The organism is Streptomyces sp. NPDC006516, from assembly GCF_040611875.1.
GTDB lineage: Bacteria > Actinomycetota > Actinomycetes > Streptomycetales > Streptomycetaceae > Streptomyces.
Map to the genome: position 1 here is coordinate 71,257 of NZ_JBEXPD010000005.1, position 17,192 is coordinate 88,448.

Sequence of the window (17,192 nt, forward strand, 5' to 3'; positions counted from 1 at the left end):
GAGGCACACTCAGGTGGCCGCGGCCGCGTGCTCCGGCATGCGGTCGCGGCCACCGGGGTGCCGGTGGCGCCACACCCAGAAGACCGTGCAGGAGACGAGCGCCCAGGCACCCAGCACGAGGTACGGGAAGACGTACTGGTGGCCCTGGTAGTAGACGGCGGTGTGCTGGGCGTTGACCGAGGCGCCGGGCGGCAGCCACCGCCCGATGTGGCCGAGGAGCGAAGGCAGCAGCGGCCAGGACACCGCACCGCCGGACGAGGGGTTGCCGAGCAGGACCATGACACCCCACGTCGGGATCATCGCCCACCGTCCCATCAGGGTGTTGAACATCGTGAAGACCATGCCCGACGTGAACATCGTGAACGCCAGGATCATCCACGACTGGACGAACGGCAGATCGAGCGCACCGAGCCCCCAGTCCACGACGGCCGCGATGGTGAAGCCGCCGAGCAGTGCGTAGCCGAGCGTGAAGAGGATCCGCTCCAGCGGCAGGAGCGACCGTGCGTGCACGCTGAGCTGGATGGCCCCGACGAAGCCGATGATGACGGCGGCGAGGGAGATGTAGAAGAGGGCGAGTCCGCGCGGGTCCCCCTCCCCGAGTGGCTTGACGTCCTTGACGGTGAGCTGGACACCGATGGTGCCGGCCACCTTCACCCCCGTCTCTCCCAGCAACTGGGCGACGGAGGCCCCGGAGGCACTGGCCACCTGCATCAGCACGCCGTCGCCCCTGCTCCGCAGGATCACGAAGACCTTCTGCTCCTCCAGCGCCGCCCTGGCCGCCGCGCCGTCCGGGTACCTGTGCAGTTCGAGCGAGGCGTCGAGCGCCTTTTCCATCCCCTTGACGAACTCGGTGGCGTAAGGGCTCCTGGGCCCCTCGACGACGGCGGCCGGGATGCGGTGCGGGGTGGGGTTGGCCATCGCATACGTGTACGAACCGGCGAAGAGTCCGGCGGCTGCGGCAAGGATGAACACCAGGACGACCGCGGGGAAGTACGGCGACTGCTTGAACGCCTCCCACCGCTCCCGCCGGGTCGGCGGCCGGCCGTGCGCCCCGTGCGTCCTCTGCTCGCCACGGCCCTTCTCCTCGTGACCGTGGTTCTCGTGATCGCGGTGCTCGTGACCGTGGTCCACGTGACCGTCACCGCGATCCCCGTGCCCGTCGGCGGCTCCGGACGTCATGCTTTGTCGCCGTCGTCGCGGCGGGCGCGGCTGGGCTGCACGCGCTTGGGCTCGCCCGGCATCTTGGGGTACTCCGGCGGGTAGGGCAGGTCACCGAGTTCGTGCTCGTGCTCGTCCCTCCGCGCCAGCTCCAGGAGCTGGTCGAGCCGGAAGGCGTGGTCGTCCATGTCGGCGTGCAGGTCGCCCACGTCGGCGTACCGCCCGGGCATGGTCCGCAGGTCGAAGTCGCGGGGCTCCGCGTCGTCGATCTCGTCCCAGCGCAGCGGCGCGGACACCGGGGCGTGCGGGAACGGGCGTACGGAGTAGGCGGAGGCGATCGTGCGGTCGCGGGCCGTCTGGTTGTAGTCGACGAAGATGCGCTCGCCCCGTTCCTCCTTCCACCACGCGGTGGTCACCCGGTCCGGCATCCTGCGCTCCAGTTCCCGGCCGGCCGCGATCGCGGCGCGCCGGACCTGGGTGAACGTCCACTCCGGGACGAGGGGGACGAAGACGTGGATACCGCGTCCGCCGGAGGTCTTGGGCCAGCCGCGCAATCCGTTCTCGTCCAGGACCGCGCGCAGCTCGTGCGCCGCCCGTACCGCGTCGGAGTAGTCGGTGCCCGGCTGCGGATCGAGGTCGATGCGCAGTTCGTCGGGGTGATCGGTGTCGGACCTGCGCACCGGCCAGGGATGGAAGGTCAGGGTGCCGAGGTTGACCGCCCACAGGACCGCGCCGAGTTCCGTGGGGCACATCTCGTCGGCGTGCCGGCCGCTGGGGAACTCGATGCGGGCCGTGGGCGTCCAGTCGGGGAGGTTCTTCGGCGCGCGCTTCTGGTAGAAGAACTCGCCCTCGACACCGTCGACGAAGCGCTGGAGCGTGGTGGGCCGCTCTCTGAGGGCGCGGAGGATGCCGGGCCCGACGGCCTGGAAGTAGTCGGCCACGTCCTTCTTGGTGTAGCCCTTCTCAGGGAAGTACACCTTGTCCGGGTTGGACAGGCGGACCGCCCGTCCGTCCACGTCCAGCTCCATCGCCGCTCCAGCTCCCATGTCGGACACCGTAGGCCGGGTCCACATATGCCGCACATCGGAGGACGTGTAACGCCCTGTGGGCCAGAATCGGGCCATGGACCTGCCGGTGATGCCGCCTGTGAAACCGATGCTCGCCAAGTCCGTGTCCGCGATCCCCCCGGGTATGCAGTACGAGGCGAAGTGGGACGGCTTCCGGGCGATCGTGCACCGGGACGGGGACGAGGTGGTGATCGGGAGCCGGACGGGGAAGCCCCTGACCCGTTACTTCCCCGAGGTGGTCACGGCCGTCCTGGACAACCTGCCGCGTCGCTGCGTGATCGACGGCGAGATCGTGCTGCCGTACGAGGGACGGCTGGACTTCGACCGGCTGAGCGAGCGCATCCACCCGGCCGACTCACGGGTCCGGATGCTGGCGGAGCGGACACCGGCGAGCCTCGTGGCCTTCGACATCCTCGCCCTGGACGACACGTCCCTGCTCACCACCGTGCAGACGGAGCGCCGGGCGATCCTGGAGGAGGCCCTCGCGGACGCCTCGGCGCCGGTCCACCTCGCACCCTCCACCACGGACCAGGAGCTCGCACGGGAGTGGTTCGAGCGGTACGAGGGCGCGGGGCTCGACGGGGTGGTCGCCAAGCCGCTCGGCCTGCCCTACCGGCCGGACACGCGCGCCATGTACAAGATCAAGCACGAGCGGACCGCCGACGTCGTCGTGGCGGGCTACCGCTTCCACAAGAGCGGTCCTGTCGTCGGCTCGCTGCTGCTCGGCCTGTACGACTCCGGGGGCGCCCTCCAGCACGTCGGGGTGTGCGCGGCCTTCCCGATGAAGCGTCGGGCCGAACTGGTCGAGGAGCTGGAGCCGTTGCGCATCGAGCCCGCAGGCCACCCGTGGGCGGCCTGGGCGGACGCCGCTGCGCACGAGGGGTCCCGGCTGCCGGGGGCGCCGAGCCGGTGGTCGGGCAAGAAAGACCTGTCCTGGGTGGCGCTCGCGCCGGAACGGGTCTGCGAGGTGGCGTACGACCACATGGAGGGCGACCGCTTCCGCCACACCACCCAGTTCCGCCGGTGGCGGCCGGACCGCACCCCCTCCACCTGCACCTACGCGCAGCTGGAGGAAGTGGTGCGGTACGACCTCACCGAGGTGCTCGACGCCGGCTGACCCCTCAGGCGGTGGGGGTGGCGCAGGGTTCGCCGGTCGGTGCGTCCGTCGGGGCGGCGGGATCGGCCTCCGCGGAGGGCGTGGGGCAGCCCGGGGTGGTGGTGGGCTCCGGGTCGGGCGTGGTGGTGGGCTCGGACGTGCTCGGCTCGGGGTCGGGTGTCGTCGAGGGGTCCGGGGTCACCGTCGGCTCGGGCGAGCCGCTGTCGGTGGGTTCGGGTCCCGGGTTCGTGGGCGTCCCGGAGCCGCCCGGCTGCGGACTGCCGGAATCCGAGGGTGTGGGAGTGGGGGACGGTGACGTGGACGGGCCGGGTGTGCCGCTGGGCTGCGGGCCGACGACGATGCCGCCACCGCCGGTGCCCGGGCTGCCGGAACCTCCGACCGGGGCCTTCGGCGGGTGCGGGCTACCGGCACCCGGGCTCTGCGGGATCACGCCCTTGCCGTCGGCGACGGGGTGGGTTCCCTCGCGGTAGAAGTCCAGCCAGGAGAGCACCGTGCGCAGATAGGTGTCCGAGTGGTTGTAACTGAGGATCGCCCGGTCCAGGTCCGCCCGTGCGGACAGGTCGCGCGTCCCCGCGCAGAGGTAGTGGCCCGCGGCGAGGGCCGCGTCGGCAATGTTGCCGGGGTCCTTGCGTCCGTCGCCGTTGCCGTCCTTGCCCCAGTGCGCCCAGGTGGAGGGGATGAACTGCATCGGGCCGACCGCCCGGTCGAAACGCGTGTCCCCGTCGTACGCCCCGCCGTCCGTATCCCTGATCTCGGCGAAGCCGTCGCCGTTCAGGACGGGGCCGAGGATCGGCGTCAGAGTGGTGCCCGCGGCGTCCACCCGTCCTCCGCCGGCGTGCCCGGACTCCACCTTGCCGATGGCCGCGAGTAACTGCCAGGGCAGGTGACATCCCGGGTCGCTGCGGCCGAGTGCGCTCTGCGCCTTGCGGTAGGCGGCCAGCACGGTGGACGGAATACCGGCCTCCGCCCAGGACCGCTCGACGGCCGGCCCGGGCTTCTGTCCGGTGCTCTTGGCCGGCGGTTCGGGGGACCGCAGGGGTGGGAGCTCGGTGTGATAGCTGTCGTCGTTCGGCACCTCGGTCCAGACGACGTCGTCCGACGCCACGTTCTTCATGTCGTGGGCGCCTCCGGCGGCGAGCCCCGGGGCCTGGGACGCGGTGAGCGCCGCCATGGCGGCCACGGCGGTGGCCGTGCCCGTGAGCCCGCGTCGCACCGTTCCGTCGAACCTCATGTGTCCTCCCTCTCCTCGGTCATCGCGTGAAGGTGTCGATGGCCGCGATCCGCCAGGTGTCACCGCGGCGAACGGCGTCCACGGCGAACATGGCAGCGGCGTACGTCGTCTCCTCCTCCTTGCCGGTGCGGGTGTTGCTCTGGTCGGCGAAGACCAGCAGCCGGGCCCGGTCGCCGTCGAGGTGCTCGACCCCGCTCTGGGTGACGGTCGTGGTGAGGACGAGCTTCTGCTTCGGCGCCTGCGCCCGTACGTCCGCGAGCATCTCCTTGTGCTGCTCGACCGCGTTGCCCGTCAGGTACGTGCGCACGGCACGCTCCGCCTTCTCGGGCGAGGCGTAGTCGTACGAGAAGACCGCCCCGACGGCCTCGGTGATCTGGCCCTTGACCTCGCTGGTCCGGCTGATGTCGGTGAGAGCGGCGTTCTGCCGGCTCGGGTCGTCACGCAGCGTCCCGGCCGAGGTGAACGCCCAGACGGCGAAGGCGCCGAGGAGCAGCGTGGCGGCGCAGAGCACGCCGGGCAGCCGGATACGGAGGCGGGTCAGCCTCCCGCGCGGGGGATCTCCCCCGGCGCTCTTTCCCTCGGCCTTCTCTGTGCCGTCGGTCGCCTCGACGGTCTCGGGCGTCCCGGCGTCGACGCCGGTGGTGGCCTCCGGGCCCGGGGTGTCCGTGGTCCCGGCGGCCCCGGGGGCCCGGTCCTCCGCCGGTGCGGCGGCCGTGCGCGGCGGGGCGCCGGTGACCGCGGCGACGGTGGCGAGTCTGCGGCGGCGGTTGACGAGGTGTCGGGTCGTCGACATGGCAGCGGTCCTTTCGGGGGCGGGGCGGTGGGGCGGGGTCAGCCTGCGGTGTTGCCGACCGGCGCCTGGCCGAGGGCGCTGAGCTTCCACCCCTCGGAGGTGCGGGTGAGCTGGCCGAGCATCCGGCTCTCCTTGACCGCGGGCTCGCCCTCGGGCGCGGTCACCGTGACCCGGAGTGCCACCATCACCCCGGCCTTGCCCGCCCGGTCGTCCAGCTCCGTCACGGCTCCGGACAGGATCTTGGCCGTACTGACGGTCCTGGCCGCCTCGATCTGCTCGACGAAGCCCTTGCGCCCTTCGACGAGTTGGCTGTGCAGATCGCCGGTGGTCGAGTCCTCCCAGCTGTCGAGCCCTTCGGCGAGCTTCGCGTGGTCGAGCGTGTTGAGGTTCTGCACGGCCTGCTCCCCCGCCGCCAGCGCGTCGTCGCGGGCCTGGGCGTAGGCCGCGGAGTCGTCGTGCGCGGCGTCGTAACGCGACCAGCCGCCCCATCCCGCCGCGACCGCGGCCACGACCGTCAGCGCGACCGCCGCCGCCCGCAGCGGATTCGTCGTCCGTACCCGTGCCATTGGTGCCTCTCCCCTACCTGGAGGTGATGTCGACGATCCGCCAGTGCCCGCCGCGCAGTTCCGCGGTGACGGACAGCTGGGCCGCCGCGGTGGTGGCGGCCTTCCCCTCGCGCTCGTAGATCTGGTCGAGGAAGACCAGGAGGTGGGCGCTGCTGCCGCCCAGCCGGGTGACTCCGGCGCGTACGACCTGGCTGGTGAGCGTGAGCTTCTGGTCCGCGGCCTGCTTCTCGACCTGCCCGAACAGCGCCGCGTACTGCTGGAGCGCCCTGCCCCCGAGCAGTTGCTTCGCCGACTCCTTGGTGGCGGCCGTGGCCTGCGGGCTGTAGGAGAAGACCTTGCCGAGGGCGCTGCTCACGTCGCCCACGACCCGGGAGGTCGCCGCCGAGTCGCTCAGCGCCCGGTTGGAGGTGGCCGGGGTGTCGCGCAACTGGCGCCCCTGCACGAACAGGGCCCCGCCCGTGCCCAGCAGGGCGACGGCCAGCACGCCGGCGACGGCGCGCCGCCACCGTCCGCGCGGGGGCGTCTCGGAGGGTCGGGGCCCGGGGGCGGTCTCCGGTTCGGGGCCGGGCAGGACCGCCGTCGTCGCCGTGCTCTGCTTCATGAGCCGCTCCCGACGGGTAGCGCGTCAAGTGCCTTGATCTTCCAGCCGTCCCCGGTCCGGGCGAGGGTGGCCTCGAAGCGTTTGCGTTCCGTGCCGCCCTTGCCGGTGCGCGGAGTGACGGCGACGTCGACGGTGGCGATGAGCGCGGCCGTGCCGGCCCGGTCGTCGAGGGCGGTGAGCGCCGCGTCGGTGACCTTGCCCCGCGCGGTGGCGCCGGTCTCGGTGAGCTCGCCCGCGTCCTTCTTCCGGGAGCGCTCCAGCCTGTCGTGCAGGGGGCCGGTCGAGGAGTCGAGCCAGGCCCTCAGCCCGGAGTCGACGCTCGCGGCGTCCCCGCCGTCCATGCTGGTAAGCCGGGCGAGGTGCCGCTTGCCGTCGGCGAGCGCGGCGTCCCGGCTCTTCGCGTACGCCAGGGTGTCGTCGCCCCGCGCACCGGCGTACGACCACGCGCCCAGCGCGCAGACCAGCGCGGCGGCGAGCAGCCCGGCCCAGCCGATCCTCGTCCTCGTACGGTCGCTCATGCTCCGCCTCCCAGACCGAGCAGGCCGGCCATCCCGTCGGCCCGGGGCGTGTTCTCCCCCGCGTCCCGTGAGGCGCCGAGGGTTCCCGACAGGCCCGATGCCGGTTCGAACGGCTCGGGGACGGGCCCGCCCTTCGGGGCGTTGGCGCTGCCGCGCACGTTGATCCCGCTGCCGGGCGAGGAGGTGCAGCGGGCCCTTGTGTTGACCGCGGGGGCTGCCGAGAGGTCGGTGCCCGGCCGGTAGGTGGTGGAGCCGTATCCGGCGGTGCAGGGCAGAGGCTCGAAGAAGGTGACCGACATGCCGAACCTGGCGCCGTCGCCGTCGATCGCGCTGGCGCCGGCTGCCGCGACCGCGGGTACCTTCACCAGGAGTTCCTCCAGGCCGCGCTGACGGGTGACCGCCACCTCCGAGGTGGTCAGGAGGTTGGCCACGACCACGCCGAAGGCGGGGTCGAGGTCGCGCAGCAGCCCGCTGATCTGCTGGGTGGCTCCGGGCGCGGCGGCGATCAGCCGGCGCAGATCGGTGTCGGACGCCTTGAGCTCGGCGGCGAGCTGCTCGGCCCCCGAGGCGAAGCCCTTGAGGGCCTCGCCCTGTTCAGCCTGGGTCCGGAGCACGGTCTCCCCGTCCGCCATCAGCTTCGTGGTGGTCGGCAGGGCCTCGTCGGCGGCCTCGACGAACTCGCTTCCGGTGTCCAGCAGCACCTGGAGATCGTCTCCGCGGCCCTCGAACGCCGCACCGAATTCGTCGACCACGGTGCGCAGTGCCTCGGCGTCGACGGACTTCGTCAGGTCGTTGACGCTGGTGAGGACGTCGGTGACGGGTGCGGGGACGGTGGTGTCGGCCTGGTCGATGACCGAGCCGTTGTCCAGGAAGGGGCCGTCCGCGCGGGTCGGCCGCAGATCGATGTACTGCTCGCCCACCGCGGAGAGACTGGCGACGACGGCCCGCAGGCTGTCCGGGATGGGAGGTGCGTCGTTGTCGATGCGCAGTTCGGCCTCCACGCCGGCGTCGGTCAGTTCGATCGGGCCGACCCTGCCCACGGACACGCCCCGGTAGCTGACGTTGGAATGGGTGTAGAGGCCGCCCGTCTGCGGAAGTTGCACCGTGACGGTGTAGTAGTCCCGCAGACCGATGTAGTGGCCGAGGTCGGCGTACCGGACGCCGAGGAAGCCGAGGACGAGTACGGCGATGACGAGGAACGCCAGGTTCTTGAGCCGGGTGGCGAGGGTGATCATCAGCTGGTTCCCTCCGTTCCGGGCGTCGTGACCGAGGGAAGCGGCAGGGGCAGCGCCGAGCGGGAGTTCTGCTGGGCGCCGGAGGCCGGGGCCGGGGTGAGCGCGGGGATGATCTGGGTGCCGGGCAGGGCCGTCACATCCAGGTAGACGTTGAGGTAGTCGCCCTTGACCCCGCGGAGCACCTCGTCGGTGAACGGATAGGTGACCAGCACCTGGAGGGAGTCGGGCAGGTCGTTGCCGGAGTCCGCGAGGGCGGTCAGCGTGGGGGCGATGGCCTTGAGGTCGGCGATCATGTCGGCCTTGCTCTTGTTGATGGTGTCGACGGCGACGGTGGAGAGCGAGTCGAGCGAGCGCAGCATGGTGAGCAGCGAACCGCGCTGCTTCTCCAGGACCTTCAGTCCGGGGCTGAGGCCGGTGAGGACCGTGCCGACGTCCTGTTTGCGGGTGGCGAGGGTCGCGGCGAGCCGGTTGACGCCGTCCAGGGCCTGGGTGATGTCCTCCTTGTGACCGTCCAGGTCGGTGACGAGCGTGTCGACGCGGTTCAGCATCGAGCGGATCTGGGGTTCCTGCCCGGAGAGCGCCTTGTTGAGCTCGGTCGTGATGGTCTTGAGCTGGCTGACCCCGCCACCGTTGAGGAGCATCGACAGGGCTCCGAAGACCTCTTCGACCTCGGGGTTGCGATTGGTGCGGGAGAGCGGGATCCGGTCGCCGTCCGCGAGGCTGCCCTCGGCGGTCCCGGTGCCCGGCGGTGAGAGCTGGACGAACTTCTCGCCGAGGAGGCTGGACTGTTCGAGGTGGGCGTAGGAGTTGGCCGGCAGGTCGACCTTCCCGTTGACACGCATCGTCACCCTCGCGGTCCAGCTTCCCGGCGTGAGGGAGATCTTGGTGACCCGCCCGACGGCGACGTCGTTGACCTTGACGGAGGACTGCGGCGCGAGGCTGAGCACGTCGCCGAACTCGGCGGTGATCTCGTACGGGTGGTCTCCCAGGTCGGCTCCGCCGGGGAGCGGCACCTGGTCGAGGCCGTCGATCGAGGGCAGTCCGACCGTCGTGGCCACGAGCACGAAGCCGACGCCCGCGGCGACCAGGGCGCCGAGGCCCGTGACCGCGCGGGTTCCGGGTCTGCGCAGGGCGGGGCTCATCGGGTCGCCTCCTTCTTCTTCTCGGGCTTCCCGGTCTTCTCGGGGGTGCCGTAGACGGTGCCGACGGCGGGCAGCGGCAGGGCGGGGAGTGCCTTCTGCCGGTCACCGTCCACCGGTGCCAGCCCCGCGAGCGCGGTGGCACCCGGGTCGGCGCTCGTGAGCGGACCGCCCATCGACAGCTCGTTGAGGTTGGTCCGCCCGTTGAGGGTGCGGTTGGCCGGGTCGTAGGCGTTGAGTACGTTGCCGGCGGCGAGCGGCAGGGTGTCGAGGGACTCGGCGAGCGAGGCGCGCTGGTCGACGAGGGTCTGCGTGAGGGGTACCAGCAGGTCCACGTTCTTCTTGAGGGCGCCGCGGTTCTTCTGGATGAACCCCTTGACCTGGCCCAGAGCCTTGCCCAGTTCGGTGAGGGCGGCGCCGAGGTTCTCCTTGTCGTCGGCGAGGAAGCCCGTGACGGAGTTCAGCTGCTGCTCCGCGGCGCGCACGTTGCCGTCGTTGTCCTTCAGCATCGTGGTGAAGGTCTGGAGGTAGGACAGCGTGTCGAAGAGGTTCCCGCTGCTCCTGTCGAGGGTCTTCGTGGCCTTGCCGAACTGTTCGATGGAGTCCCCGATGGCCTCCCCGTTCCCGTCGAGGTTCTTCGCCCCGGTGTCGAGCAGTTCGGAGAGCGCCCCGTCTGCGTTGGCTCCTTCAGGGCCGAGCGCGGTGGAGAGTTCGGTGATCGACTCGTACAGCTGGTCGACCTCGACGGGGGTGGCGTTGGCCGCGGCCGGCAGGACGGCACCGTCCTGGAGCCGTGCTCCCCCACTGTAGGCCGGTGCGAGCTGTACGTACCGGTCGGCGACCAGGCTGGGGGCGACGACGACGGCGTGCGCCTTCGCGGGGACCTCGACGCCCTCGTCGAGTTTCAGGGTGACCCTGACCTCCTCGCCGTCCGGCTGCACGGACTCCACCGTGCCGACCTTCACCCCGAGGATGCGCAGGTCCGAACCGGCGTAGATGCCCGTGGCCCGGTCGAAGTAGGCGGTGACGGTGGTCCTCCCCCGCTCGTCCATGGCCATCACCCCCGAGGTGGCGGCGACCGCCACGACGGCGAGCCCGGCGCCGATGCCGATGATGCGTGTGCCTCTCATGTCAGCGCCCTCCCTGCTTCGGCGGCATGCAGTCGCCGTTCGTCGGGGGTGTACCGGCGGGCAGATAGCTCTTCGGCACGACACCGCAGACGTAGTTGTCGAACCAGCGGCCGTTGCCCAGGGTGTTGCCGACCAGGCGGTTGTAGGAGCCCGCCAGGGAGAGCACCTTGTCGAGGCTCTTGCGGTTCTTCACGAGGACCGCTGTGACCCGGCCGAGCGAGTCCAGGGTCGGCTTGAGCTGCTTGTTGTTGTCCGCCACGAGCCCGGTGAGCTGGGTCCCGAGGTCCCGGGTGCCGGTGAGCAGCAGGTGGATGGAGTCGCGCCGGGCCTGGATCTCGCCCAGCAGCAGGTTGCCGTCCTCCAGCAGGGTCTCGAAGCTGCTCTTCTTGCCCGCGAGCGTCTTGGTCAGCTGTTTGCTGCCCTTGAGGAGCGTGGCGAGCTGGGCGTCCCGCTCGGACACGGTTTTCGACAGCGCGGACAGGCCGTTCGCGGCGCTGCGTACGTCGGGCGGGGAGTCCTTGAACGTCTCGGAGATCGTCTCGAAGCTCTGGGCGAGCCGGGCCGTGTCGATCTCGCCGATCGTCTCGCCGAGTCCGTTGAAGGCCTGCGTCACGTCGTACGGAGAGGTCGTGCGACTCGCCGTGATGCGCGAGTCGGGGTCCTGCGGGCCGTTCCCCAGCGGGTCCACCGCGAGGTACTTGTCGCCCAGGAGCGTCTTGATGGCGATGCCGACCGTGGAGGAGTTGCCGATCCAGGCGTCCTCCACCTCGAAGTCCACCCTGACCTTGGCACCGTCGAGCGAGACGCCGGTGACCTCGCCGACCTTCACTCCCGCGATCCGCACCTCGTCGCCCTCGTCGAGGCCCGCCGATTCGGTGAAGTCGGCGCTGTAGGTGGTCCCGCCGCCGATGAGGGGCAGGGAGTCGGCGCGGTAGGCGGCGAGGCCGACGAGGGCCAGCACGAGCAGTCCGACGATGCTGACGGCGACCGGGTTGCGTTCGCGTACGGGCTTGATCCTCATCCCTGGCACCTCGGTCCGCCGATCGTGATGCCGGTGGGCGGGGCGCTGCCGTCCTCGGTCGTCACACCGCTGACGCGGGCTTCGCAGAGGTAGAGGTTGAGCCATGACCCGTACGAGGTGAGGCGGGTGATGGCCTCCATCTTGGCGGGGGTCTTCCGCAGGAAGCTCTCGATCGTCGGCGCGTTCTCGTCCAGCCGCTCGCTGAGCCGCCCGAGCTGGGCGATGTCGTCCTTCAGCGGCTTGCGGCCGTCCTGGAGGAGGTCCGCGGTCACGGTGGTGAGCGCGCCCATGGCGGTGACCGCCTCGCCGAGCGGTTTGCGGTCGCCGGCGAAGCCCGTGACGAGCTTCTGCAGGGTGACGACGAGGTCGTCGAATCCGGCCTCACGGTCGTTGACGGTCTTCAGGACCGTGTTGAGGTTCTTGATCACCTCGCCGATCACCTTGTCCTTGGCCGCGACGGTCCCGGTCAGCGATCCGACGTGGGAGAGGATGCTGTCGACCGTGCCGCCCTCGCCCTGGAGGACCTGGACGATCGATCCGGCGAGCTGGTTGACGTCGGGGGGCGACAGCCCCTCGAAGAGCGGCTGGAAGCCGTTGAAGAGCTGGGTGAGATCGAGCGCGGGTGTGGTGCGGGAGAGCGGGATGGTCTCTCCCGGCCCGAAGCTCTCGCCCACGGGCCCGGCGCCCTGGTCGAGGTCGACGTAACGCTGGCCGACCATGTTGAGGTACTTGATCGACGCGGTCACCGATGCGGGCAGCTCGCGGCCCTTGCGGACGGCGAAACGGACCTCGGCCACCCGTCTGTCGGCGACCTCGACGGACTCGACCTGCCCGACCTTGACGCCGGCGATCCGGACGCTGTCGCCGACGACGAGCCCGGTGGCGTCGGAGAACCTCGCCTTGTACGAGGTGGTGTCACCGACGTCCGTGTCGGCGATGGCCAGTCCGAGGACCGTGGTGGCCAGGGAGGTCACCACGACGAAGACGGCCGACTTCACGAGCGGTCCCGTGAGGGAGCGGCGCTTCACTTGAGCTTCACCTCCGCACCGCGGAAGGCCGGACCGATGAGCACGCTGCTCCAGTCGGGCAGGGTCTGGGGCTGGACTTTCAGGGAGGGGGCGACCAGCTCGTTGACGAGCCGGCTCTCCTCGGGCGAGTTGGGCATGCCGAGCGCGGTCGTGGCGGTCCCGTCCTCCCCTGCCTCCTCGCCGGGGGCGCCGGCCGTGGCGGAGGCGGTCCGTACGTCGGCGGTGGGGGACGCCTTGCCGGTGTACGGCACCGAGTAGCAGTGCGGACCGCCGGTCGCGTCGTACACCGGGGTGTCCTTCCCGGCCACGTACTTGCCCTTGGACTCGACGGGTCTGAGCGTGACGTGGAGCCCCGGCCGGTCGGTGCCCTTGCCGAGCGCCTTGTCCATGGCGGGGACGAAGCCCGCCATCGTGCGCAGGGTGCAGGGGAAGGCGTCCGCGTACTTCGCGAGGAGTTCCAGCGTCGGGCGGCCCGAGGCGGAGAGGCGGATGAGGTTGTCCTTGTTCTTGCGCAGGAAGGAGGTCACGTCCTGTGCGGAGGCGGTGGTGGAGCCGTACAGATCGGCGAGTTCGGCCTGCTGCTCGGCGATCGTCCCGCTGGTGGTGGTGAAGTCGGTGAGCGCGTCCAGGACGTCGGGGGCGGCGTCCGCGTAGAGCGTGCTGACCTTGACGAGTTCCTTGATGTCCGCGTTGAGCGTGGGGAGTTGCGGGTTGAACTCCTCCAGATGGGCGTCGAGGGTGACCAGGGTGTCGCCGAGCTTGTCGCCGCGCCCTTCGAGCGCCTGGGACACGGCGTTGAGGGTGGCGGCGAGCTTCTCCGGCTTGACGGCGGTCAGCATCGGCAGGACGTTGCCGAGCACCTCCTCCAGCTCGATGGCGTTGCTGGAGCGGTCCTGAGGGATCACCGCGCCCGCCCGCAACGTCCGCGCCGACGGGACGGCCGGCGGTACGAGTGCGACGAACCGCTCGCCGAAGAGGGTGGTGGGCAGCATCTGGGCCGTGACGTCGGCGGGTATCTGCCCGAGCCGGCCGGGCTCGATGGCGAGGGTCAGGCGCGCCCCGTCCCCGTCGGCCGCGATGTCGCGTACCTGCCCGATCACGACACCGCGCAGCTTGACGTCGGCGTTGTCGTGCATCTCGTTGCCGACGCTTCCGGTGCGTACGGTCACCGTGGCGCTGTCCGTGAAGTCCTTCTCGTACACGGAGACCGACACCCATACGAGTACGGCGGGCACGAGCACGAAGGCCACCCCCGCGAGTCTGCGGCGCACCGTCTGCGCCTTCGGAGAACGCATCAGCCGGCCACCTTCACCGTTGTCGTCGCGCCCCAGATGGCGAGCGAGAGGAAGAAGTCGGTGACGCTGATCAGCACGATGGCGTTGCGCACCGAACGGCCCACCGCCACCCCCACGCCCGCCGGTCCACCGGTGGCGTGGAAGCCGTGGTAGCAGTGCGCGAGGATCACCAGGACGCTGAAGATCAGCACCTTGAGCACCGACAGCAGCACGTCGGCCGGGGAGAGGAAGAGATCGAAGTAGTGGTCGTAGGTACCGGCGGACTGGCCGTTGAACAGGACCGTGATGGTGCGGGAGGCGAAGTAGGAGGAGAGCAGCCCGATCGCGTACAGCGGGATGATGGCGACGACGCCCGCGATGATCCGGGTGGTGACGAGATAGGGCATGGAGCGCACGCCCATCGCCTCCAGGGCGTCGACCTCCTCATTGATGCGCATCGCACCGAGCTGGGCGGTGAAGCCCGCGCCGACGGTCGCGGAGAGGGCGAGGCCGGCGACGAGCGGGGCGATCTCCCGCGTGTTGAAGTACGCGGAGATGAAGCCGGTCAGGGCCGAGGTGCCGATCTGGTCGAGGGCCGCGTATCCCTGGAGGCCGACGACCGTGCCGGTGGCGAGGGTCATCGCGATCATCACGCCGATGGTCCCGCCGATGACACCGAGGCCGCCGCTGCCGAAGGCGACCTCGGCGAGCAGCCGCTGCACTTCCTTGAGGTAGCGGCGCAGGGTCCGCGGGATCCAGACGAGGGCCCGCACGTAGAAGGTGAGTTGGTCGCCGGACCGGTCGAGCCAGCCGAGCATCGACATCGGTCAGCCCCCCTTCGGCGGGACGATCTGCAGATAGATCGCCGTGAGGATCATGTTGACGAGGAACAGGAGCAGGAAGGTGATGACGACGGACTGGTTGACCGCGTCGCCCACCCCCTTGGGGCCGCCCCTCGGGTTGAGTCCCCGGTAGGCGGCGACGATGCCCGCGATGAAGCCGAAGATGAGGGCCTTCAGCTCGCCGATGTACAGGTCGGGCAGCTGGGCCAGGGCGGAGAAGCTGGCGAGGTAGGCGCCGGGCGTGCCGTCCTGCATGATCACGTTGAAGAAGTAGCCGCCGAGCGTTCCGACGACGGAGACCAGCCCGTTGAGCAGGACGGCGACGAACATCGTGGCCAGGACGCGCGGGACGACGAGGCGCTGGATGGGCGAGACGCCCATGACCTCCATGGCGTCGAGCTCCTCGCGGATCTTGCGCGAGCCGAGGTCGGCGCAGATGGCGGAGCCGGCGGCCCCGGCGATCAACAGCGCGACGATGAGCGGGCTGGCCTGCTGGATCACCGCGAGGACGCTGGCGCCGCCGGTGAAGGACTGGGCGCCCAGCTGCTCGGTGAGGGAGCCGACCTGGAGGGCGATGACCGCACCGAACGGGATGGAGACGAGGGCGGCGGGCAGGATGGTGACGCTGGCGACGAACCAGAACTGCTCGACGAACTCCCGCACCTGGAAGGGCCGGCGGAACACGGCCCTACCGACGGCCAGGGCGAGGGCGAACAACTGGCCGGTCTGGCGCAGCGGGGCCAGCAGCCGGGAGGGCGGGTTGTCCGGCGTCGCCTCCGGCGCCTTCCCGGTGACCGGCGCGGACGGGCGTACGGGCGGGGGTGCCGTCATCTGCGCCCACCGTCCAAGGTCGGCGTGTAGCTGTTCAAGATGGCCGTACGGGCGGCCTCGGGCAGCTGGCCCATCATGGAGATGACCCGTTCGCGGCGGCGCAGGGCGGCCTGGCGTACGGGCATTCCGGGTGAGGGCTCCAGCTGCGGTACGACGGCGCGCGGGGCGTGGTAGCCGTCGCCGTTCGTCCGCTCCGCGGCGAGGGTGGCCGCGTCCTTCTCCTCCGACATGCCGATGGGGCCCTCCCGGCGTCCGGAGAGGAACTGGGAGACCACGGGCGTGTCGCTGGTGAGCAGCACCTCGCGCGGCCCGAAGGTGACGAGGTTGCGGCAGAAGAGCATGCCCATGTTGTCCGGGACGGTGGCCGCGATGTCGAGGTTGTGGGTGACGATGAGCATCGTGGCGTCGATCTGGGCGTTGAGATCGATGAGCAGCTGCGAGAGGTAGGCGGTGCGGACCGGGTCGAGCCCGGAGTCCGGCTCGTCGCAGAGGATGATCTGCGGGTCGAGGACGAGGGCGCGGGCGAGGCCGGCCCTCTTGCGCATACCGCCGGATATCTCGCCGGGCAGTTTGCCCTCGGCGCCCAGCAGGCCGACGATGTCGATCCGTTCCATGACGATGCGCCGGATCTCGGACTCCTTCTTGCGGGTGTGCTCACGCAAGGGGAAGGCGATGTTGTCGAAGAGCGACATCGAGCCGAAGAGCGCGCCGTCCTGGAACATGAGCCCGAAGAGTTTCCGGGTCTCCATGATCTCCCGCTCGGGGCTGTTCACCATGTCGACGCCGTTGATGAGGACGCGGCCCTTTTCGGGTTTCAGCAGTCCGATGATGGATTTCAGGAAGACGGTCTTCCCGGTGCCGGAAGGACCGAGCATCACACTCACCTCACCGGCCGGCAACGTGAGGCTGACGTCCTGCCAGATGTTCTGCTTGCCGAAGGACTTCGTCAGGCCTTCGACGACTACTTCGATTCCCATCGGCCCTCCCTCGAAGTGGTGGTGAACGACGTCATCTGTCAGCGCTCCGGCTCCGGTAAATGCAAGGACGGCTCGTCACACATGCACCAGGAGGCGCACGTTATGTCCGTCGAATCCGCCAGGACAAGCCGTTGAGCAGCGGAAATCGCCGGATGTTGATCTCGGCGGGGATCACTTGTCACTGATTGACAAACCCGCCGGGCGGCTTTGTCGGAATCTGCGCAAGCTCTCCGGTCGCACCGGGGTCCCCCGGCCCAGGGGGGCCGGAGCCACGAGACCCCAGCGGCCGGAAGCGCCCTCACCCCGGTGGGAGGTTCGAGGGTGCGGGAACTCCCGGTGGAATCCCGGGTCAAAGGGCTCGACCAGGACTCCACGCACTTCGGACGAGCAGGCGCGGACGCGTTTCCGATCTGCTCAAGCCGGACGCTACGGGCCGGTAACCTAAGTCCGCAATAGCGTTTCCCGAACTTTCTCCGAGGTAATTGCACAGCACCTTTTTCTTATGAAGGAGTGAGTGGTCCGGGCGCGAAACCTGTCGAAAAGTGAGGGGATCGCGAGCCGCTCGGCGGGCTCCGGAATCCGCTGCGGACACACCGAAGCCCGCCCCGACCAGGGTTCATGCGGTCGGGGCGGGCTCGGGCGGGCGGTAGGGCGGCACGCACCG

Annotated in this window: 17 protein-coding genes; 1 reads left to right on the forward strand and 16 read right to left on the reverse strand. The window is 70.4% G+C overall.

Translation table 11 applies throughout. The annotated features are described in order from the left end of the window. Window positions 1-9: 9 nt before the first annotated feature. Both ABZY45_RS16745 and ligD read right to left on the reverse strand, forming a co-directional pair. Window positions 10-1,179: an ABC transporter permease gene (locus tag ABZY45_RS16745; RefSeq protein WP_356740581.1), complete on the reverse strand. Its 1,170-nt coding sequence runs from the start codon at window positions 1,177-1,179 to the stop codon at window positions 10-12. Then, on the reverse strand, window positions 1,176-2,186 hold the full coding sequence (gene ligD, locus ABZY45_RS16750; protein WP_356741075.1) for a non-homologous end-joining DNA ligase: 1,011 nt from the start codon (window positions 2,184-2,186) through the stop codon (window positions 1,176-1,178). Before ligD ends, ABZY45_RS16745 begins: the two co-directional genes overlap by 4 nt. Window positions 2,187-2,280: 94 nt before the next feature. Between ligD and ABZY45_RS16755 the strand changes: the two genes are divergently transcribed. Next, complete coding sequence (locus ABZY45_RS16755; RefSeq protein ID WP_356740583.1) at window positions 2,281-3,342, forward strand: ATP-dependent DNA ligase; 1,062 nt, start codon at window positions 2,281-2,283, stop codon at window positions 3,340-3,342. 4 nt (window positions 3,343-3,346) lie between these two features. On the opposite strand, the gene ABZY45_RS16760 is transcribed toward ABZY45_RS16755, so the two are convergent. The 14 genes from ABZY45_RS16760 to ABZY45_RS16825 are packed head-to-tail and all read right to left on the reverse strand — an operon-like array spanning window position 3,347 to window position 16,528. Then, window positions 3,347-4,573, reverse strand: coding sequence for a lytic murein transglycosylase (locus ABZY45_RS16760; protein ID WP_356740585.1), 1,227 nt, complete (start codon window positions 4,571-4,573; stop codon window positions 3,347-3,349). Window positions 4,574-4,592: 19 nt separating this feature from the next. Beyond that, a complete protein-coding gene (locus ABZY45_RS16765) occupies window positions 4,593-5,366 on the reverse strand; it encodes a hypothetical protein (protein WP_356740587.1) in 774 nt (257 codons plus the stop codon). Between the two features lie 38 nt (window positions 5,367-5,404). Next, window positions 5,405-5,932, reverse strand: coding sequence for a hypothetical protein (locus tag ABZY45_RS16770; protein WP_356740589.1), 528 nt, complete (start codon window positions 5,930-5,932; stop codon window positions 5,405-5,407). A 13-nt stretch (window positions 5,933-5,945) separates the two neighbouring features. Next, window positions 5,946-6,533 carry a hypothetical protein gene (locus ABZY45_RS16775; RefSeq protein WP_356740591.1) on the reverse strand — a complete coding sequence of 196 codons (588 nt, stop codon included), beginning with the start codon at window positions 6,531-6,533 and terminating at the stop codon, window positions 5,946-5,948. Then, the gene (locus tag ABZY45_RS16780; protein ID WP_356740593.1) at window positions 6,530-7,051 is read right to left on the reverse strand and encodes a hypothetical protein; all 522 of its coding nucleotides are present in this window, start codon (window positions 7,049-7,051) and stop codon (window positions 6,530-6,532) included. Before ABZY45_RS16780 ends, ABZY45_RS16775 begins: the two co-directional genes overlap by 4 nt. Continuing rightward, a complete protein-coding gene (locus ABZY45_RS16785) occupies window positions 7,048-8,286 on the reverse strand; it encodes an MlaD family protein (RefSeq protein WP_356740595.1) in 1,239 nt (412 codons plus the stop codon). The genes ABZY45_RS16780 and ABZY45_RS16785 overlap by 4 nt, the downstream gene beginning before the upstream one ends. Then, window positions 8,286-9,428, reverse strand: coding sequence for an MCE family protein (locus ABZY45_RS16790; protein WP_356740597.1), 1,143 nt, complete (start codon window positions 9,426-9,428; stop codon window positions 8,286-8,288). The genes ABZY45_RS16785 and ABZY45_RS16790 overlap by 1 nt, the downstream gene beginning before the upstream one ends. Further along, the gene (locus ABZY45_RS16795; RefSeq protein WP_356740599.1) at window positions 9,425-10,555 is read right to left on the reverse strand and encodes an MCE family protein; all 1,131 of its coding nucleotides are present in this window, start codon (window positions 10,553-10,555) and stop codon (window positions 9,425-9,427) included. Before ABZY45_RS16795 ends, ABZY45_RS16790 begins: the two co-directional genes overlap by 4 nt. Window position 10,556: 1 nt before the next feature. Beyond that, window positions 10,557-11,576 (reverse strand): MCE family protein, encoded by a 1,020-nt coding sequence (locus tag ABZY45_RS16800; protein WP_356740601.1) that lies wholly within the window; start codon window positions 11,574-11,576, stop codon window positions 10,557-10,559. Further along, on the reverse strand, window positions 11,573-12,604 hold the full coding sequence (locus tag ABZY45_RS16805) for an MCE family protein (protein WP_356740603.1): 1,032 nt from the start codon (window positions 12,602-12,604) through the stop codon (window positions 11,573-11,575). The genes ABZY45_RS16800 and ABZY45_RS16805 overlap by 4 nt, the downstream gene beginning before the upstream one ends. After that, window positions 12,601-13,899 (reverse strand): MCE family protein, encoded by a 1,299-nt coding sequence (locus tag ABZY45_RS16810; RefSeq protein ID WP_356740604.1) that lies wholly within the window; start codon window positions 13,897-13,899, stop codon window positions 12,601-12,603. The genes ABZY45_RS16805 and ABZY45_RS16810 overlap by 4 nt, the downstream gene beginning before the upstream one ends. Beyond that, entirely contained in the window at window positions 13,899-14,702 is an 804-nt protein-coding gene (locus ABZY45_RS16815) for an ABC transporter permease (RefSeq protein WP_356740606.1), read from the reverse strand. The genes ABZY45_RS16810 and ABZY45_RS16815 overlap by 1 nt, the downstream gene beginning before the upstream one ends. 3 nt (window positions 14,703-14,705) lie before the next feature. Continuing rightward, window positions 14,706-15,551 (reverse strand): ABC transporter permease, encoded by an 846-nt coding sequence (locus tag ABZY45_RS16820; protein ID WP_356740608.1) that lies wholly within the window; start codon window positions 15,549-15,551, stop codon window positions 14,706-14,708. Further along, entirely contained in the window at window positions 15,548-16,528 is a 981-nt protein-coding gene (locus tag ABZY45_RS16825; protein ID WP_356740610.1) for an ATP-binding cassette domain-containing protein, read from the reverse strand. The genes ABZY45_RS16820 and ABZY45_RS16825 overlap by 4 nt, the downstream gene beginning before the upstream one ends. Window positions 16,529-17,192 lie beyond the last annotated feature (664 nt).

Bases quoted from the DNA above. Each gene is read 5' to 3' on its own strand.
- ABZY45_RS16765 (WP_356740587.1), bottom strand. From the start codon at position 5,366: ATGTCGACGACCCGACACCTCGTCAACCGCCGCCGCAGACTCGCCACC.
- ligD (WP_356741075.1), bottom strand. From the start codon at position 2,186: ATGGAGCTGGACGTGGACGGACGGGCGGTCCGCCTGTCCAACCCGGAC.
- ABZY45_RS16760 (WP_356740585.1), bottom strand. From the start codon at position 4,573: ATGAGGTTCGACGGAACGGTGCGACGCGGGCTCACGGGCACGGCCACC.
- ABZY45_RS16780 (WP_356740593.1), bottom strand. From the start codon at position 7,051: ATGAGCGACCGTACGAGGACGAGGATCGGCTGGGCCGGGCTGCTCGCC.
- ABZY45_RS16770 (WP_356740589.1), bottom strand. From the start codon at position 5,932: ATGGCACGGGTACGGACGACGAATCCGCTGCGGGCGGCGGCGGTCGCG.
- ABZY45_RS16815 (WP_356740606.1), bottom strand. From the start codon at position 14,702: ATGTCGATGCTCGGCTGGCTCGACCGGTCCGGCGACCAACTCACCTTC.
- ABZY45_RS16745 (WP_356740581.1), bottom strand. From the start codon at position 1,179: ATGACGTCCGGAGCCGCCGACGGGCACGGGGATCGCGGTGACGGTCAC.
- ABZY45_RS16800 (WP_356740601.1), bottom strand. From the start codon at position 11,576: ATGAGGATCAAGCCCGTACGCGAACGCAACCCGGTCGCCGTCAGCATC.
- ABZY45_RS16755 (WP_356740583.1), top strand. From the start codon at position 2,281: ATGGACCTGCCGGTGATGCCGCCTGTGAAACCGATGCTCGCCAAGTCC.
- ABZY45_RS16810 (WP_356740604.1), bottom strand. From the start codon at position 13,899: ATGCGTTCTCCGAAGGCGCAGACGGTGCGCCGCAGACTCGCGGGGGTG.
- ABZY45_RS16785 (WP_356740595.1), bottom strand. From the start codon at position 8,286: ATGATCACCCTCGCCACCCGGCTCAAGAACCTGGCGTTCCTCGTCATC.
- ABZY45_RS16775 (WP_356740591.1), bottom strand. From the start codon at position 6,533: ATGAAGCAGAGCACGGCGACGACGGCGGTCCTGCCCGGCCCCGAACCG.
- ABZY45_RS16820 (WP_356740608.1), bottom strand. From the start codon at position 15,551: ATGACGGCACCCCCGCCCGTACGCCCGTCCGCGCCGGTCACCGGGAAG.
- ABZY45_RS16790 (WP_356740597.1), bottom strand. From the start codon at position 9,428: ATGAGCCCCGCCCTGCGCAGACCCGGAACCCGCGCGGTCACGGGCCTC.
- ABZY45_RS16825 (WP_356740610.1), bottom strand. From the start codon at position 16,528: ATGGGAATCGAAGTAGTCGTCGAAGGCCTGACGAAGTCCTTCGGCAAG.
- ABZY45_RS16795 (WP_356740599.1), bottom strand. From the start codon at position 10,555: ATGAGAGGCACACGCATCATCGGCATCGGCGCCGGGCTCGCCGTCGTG.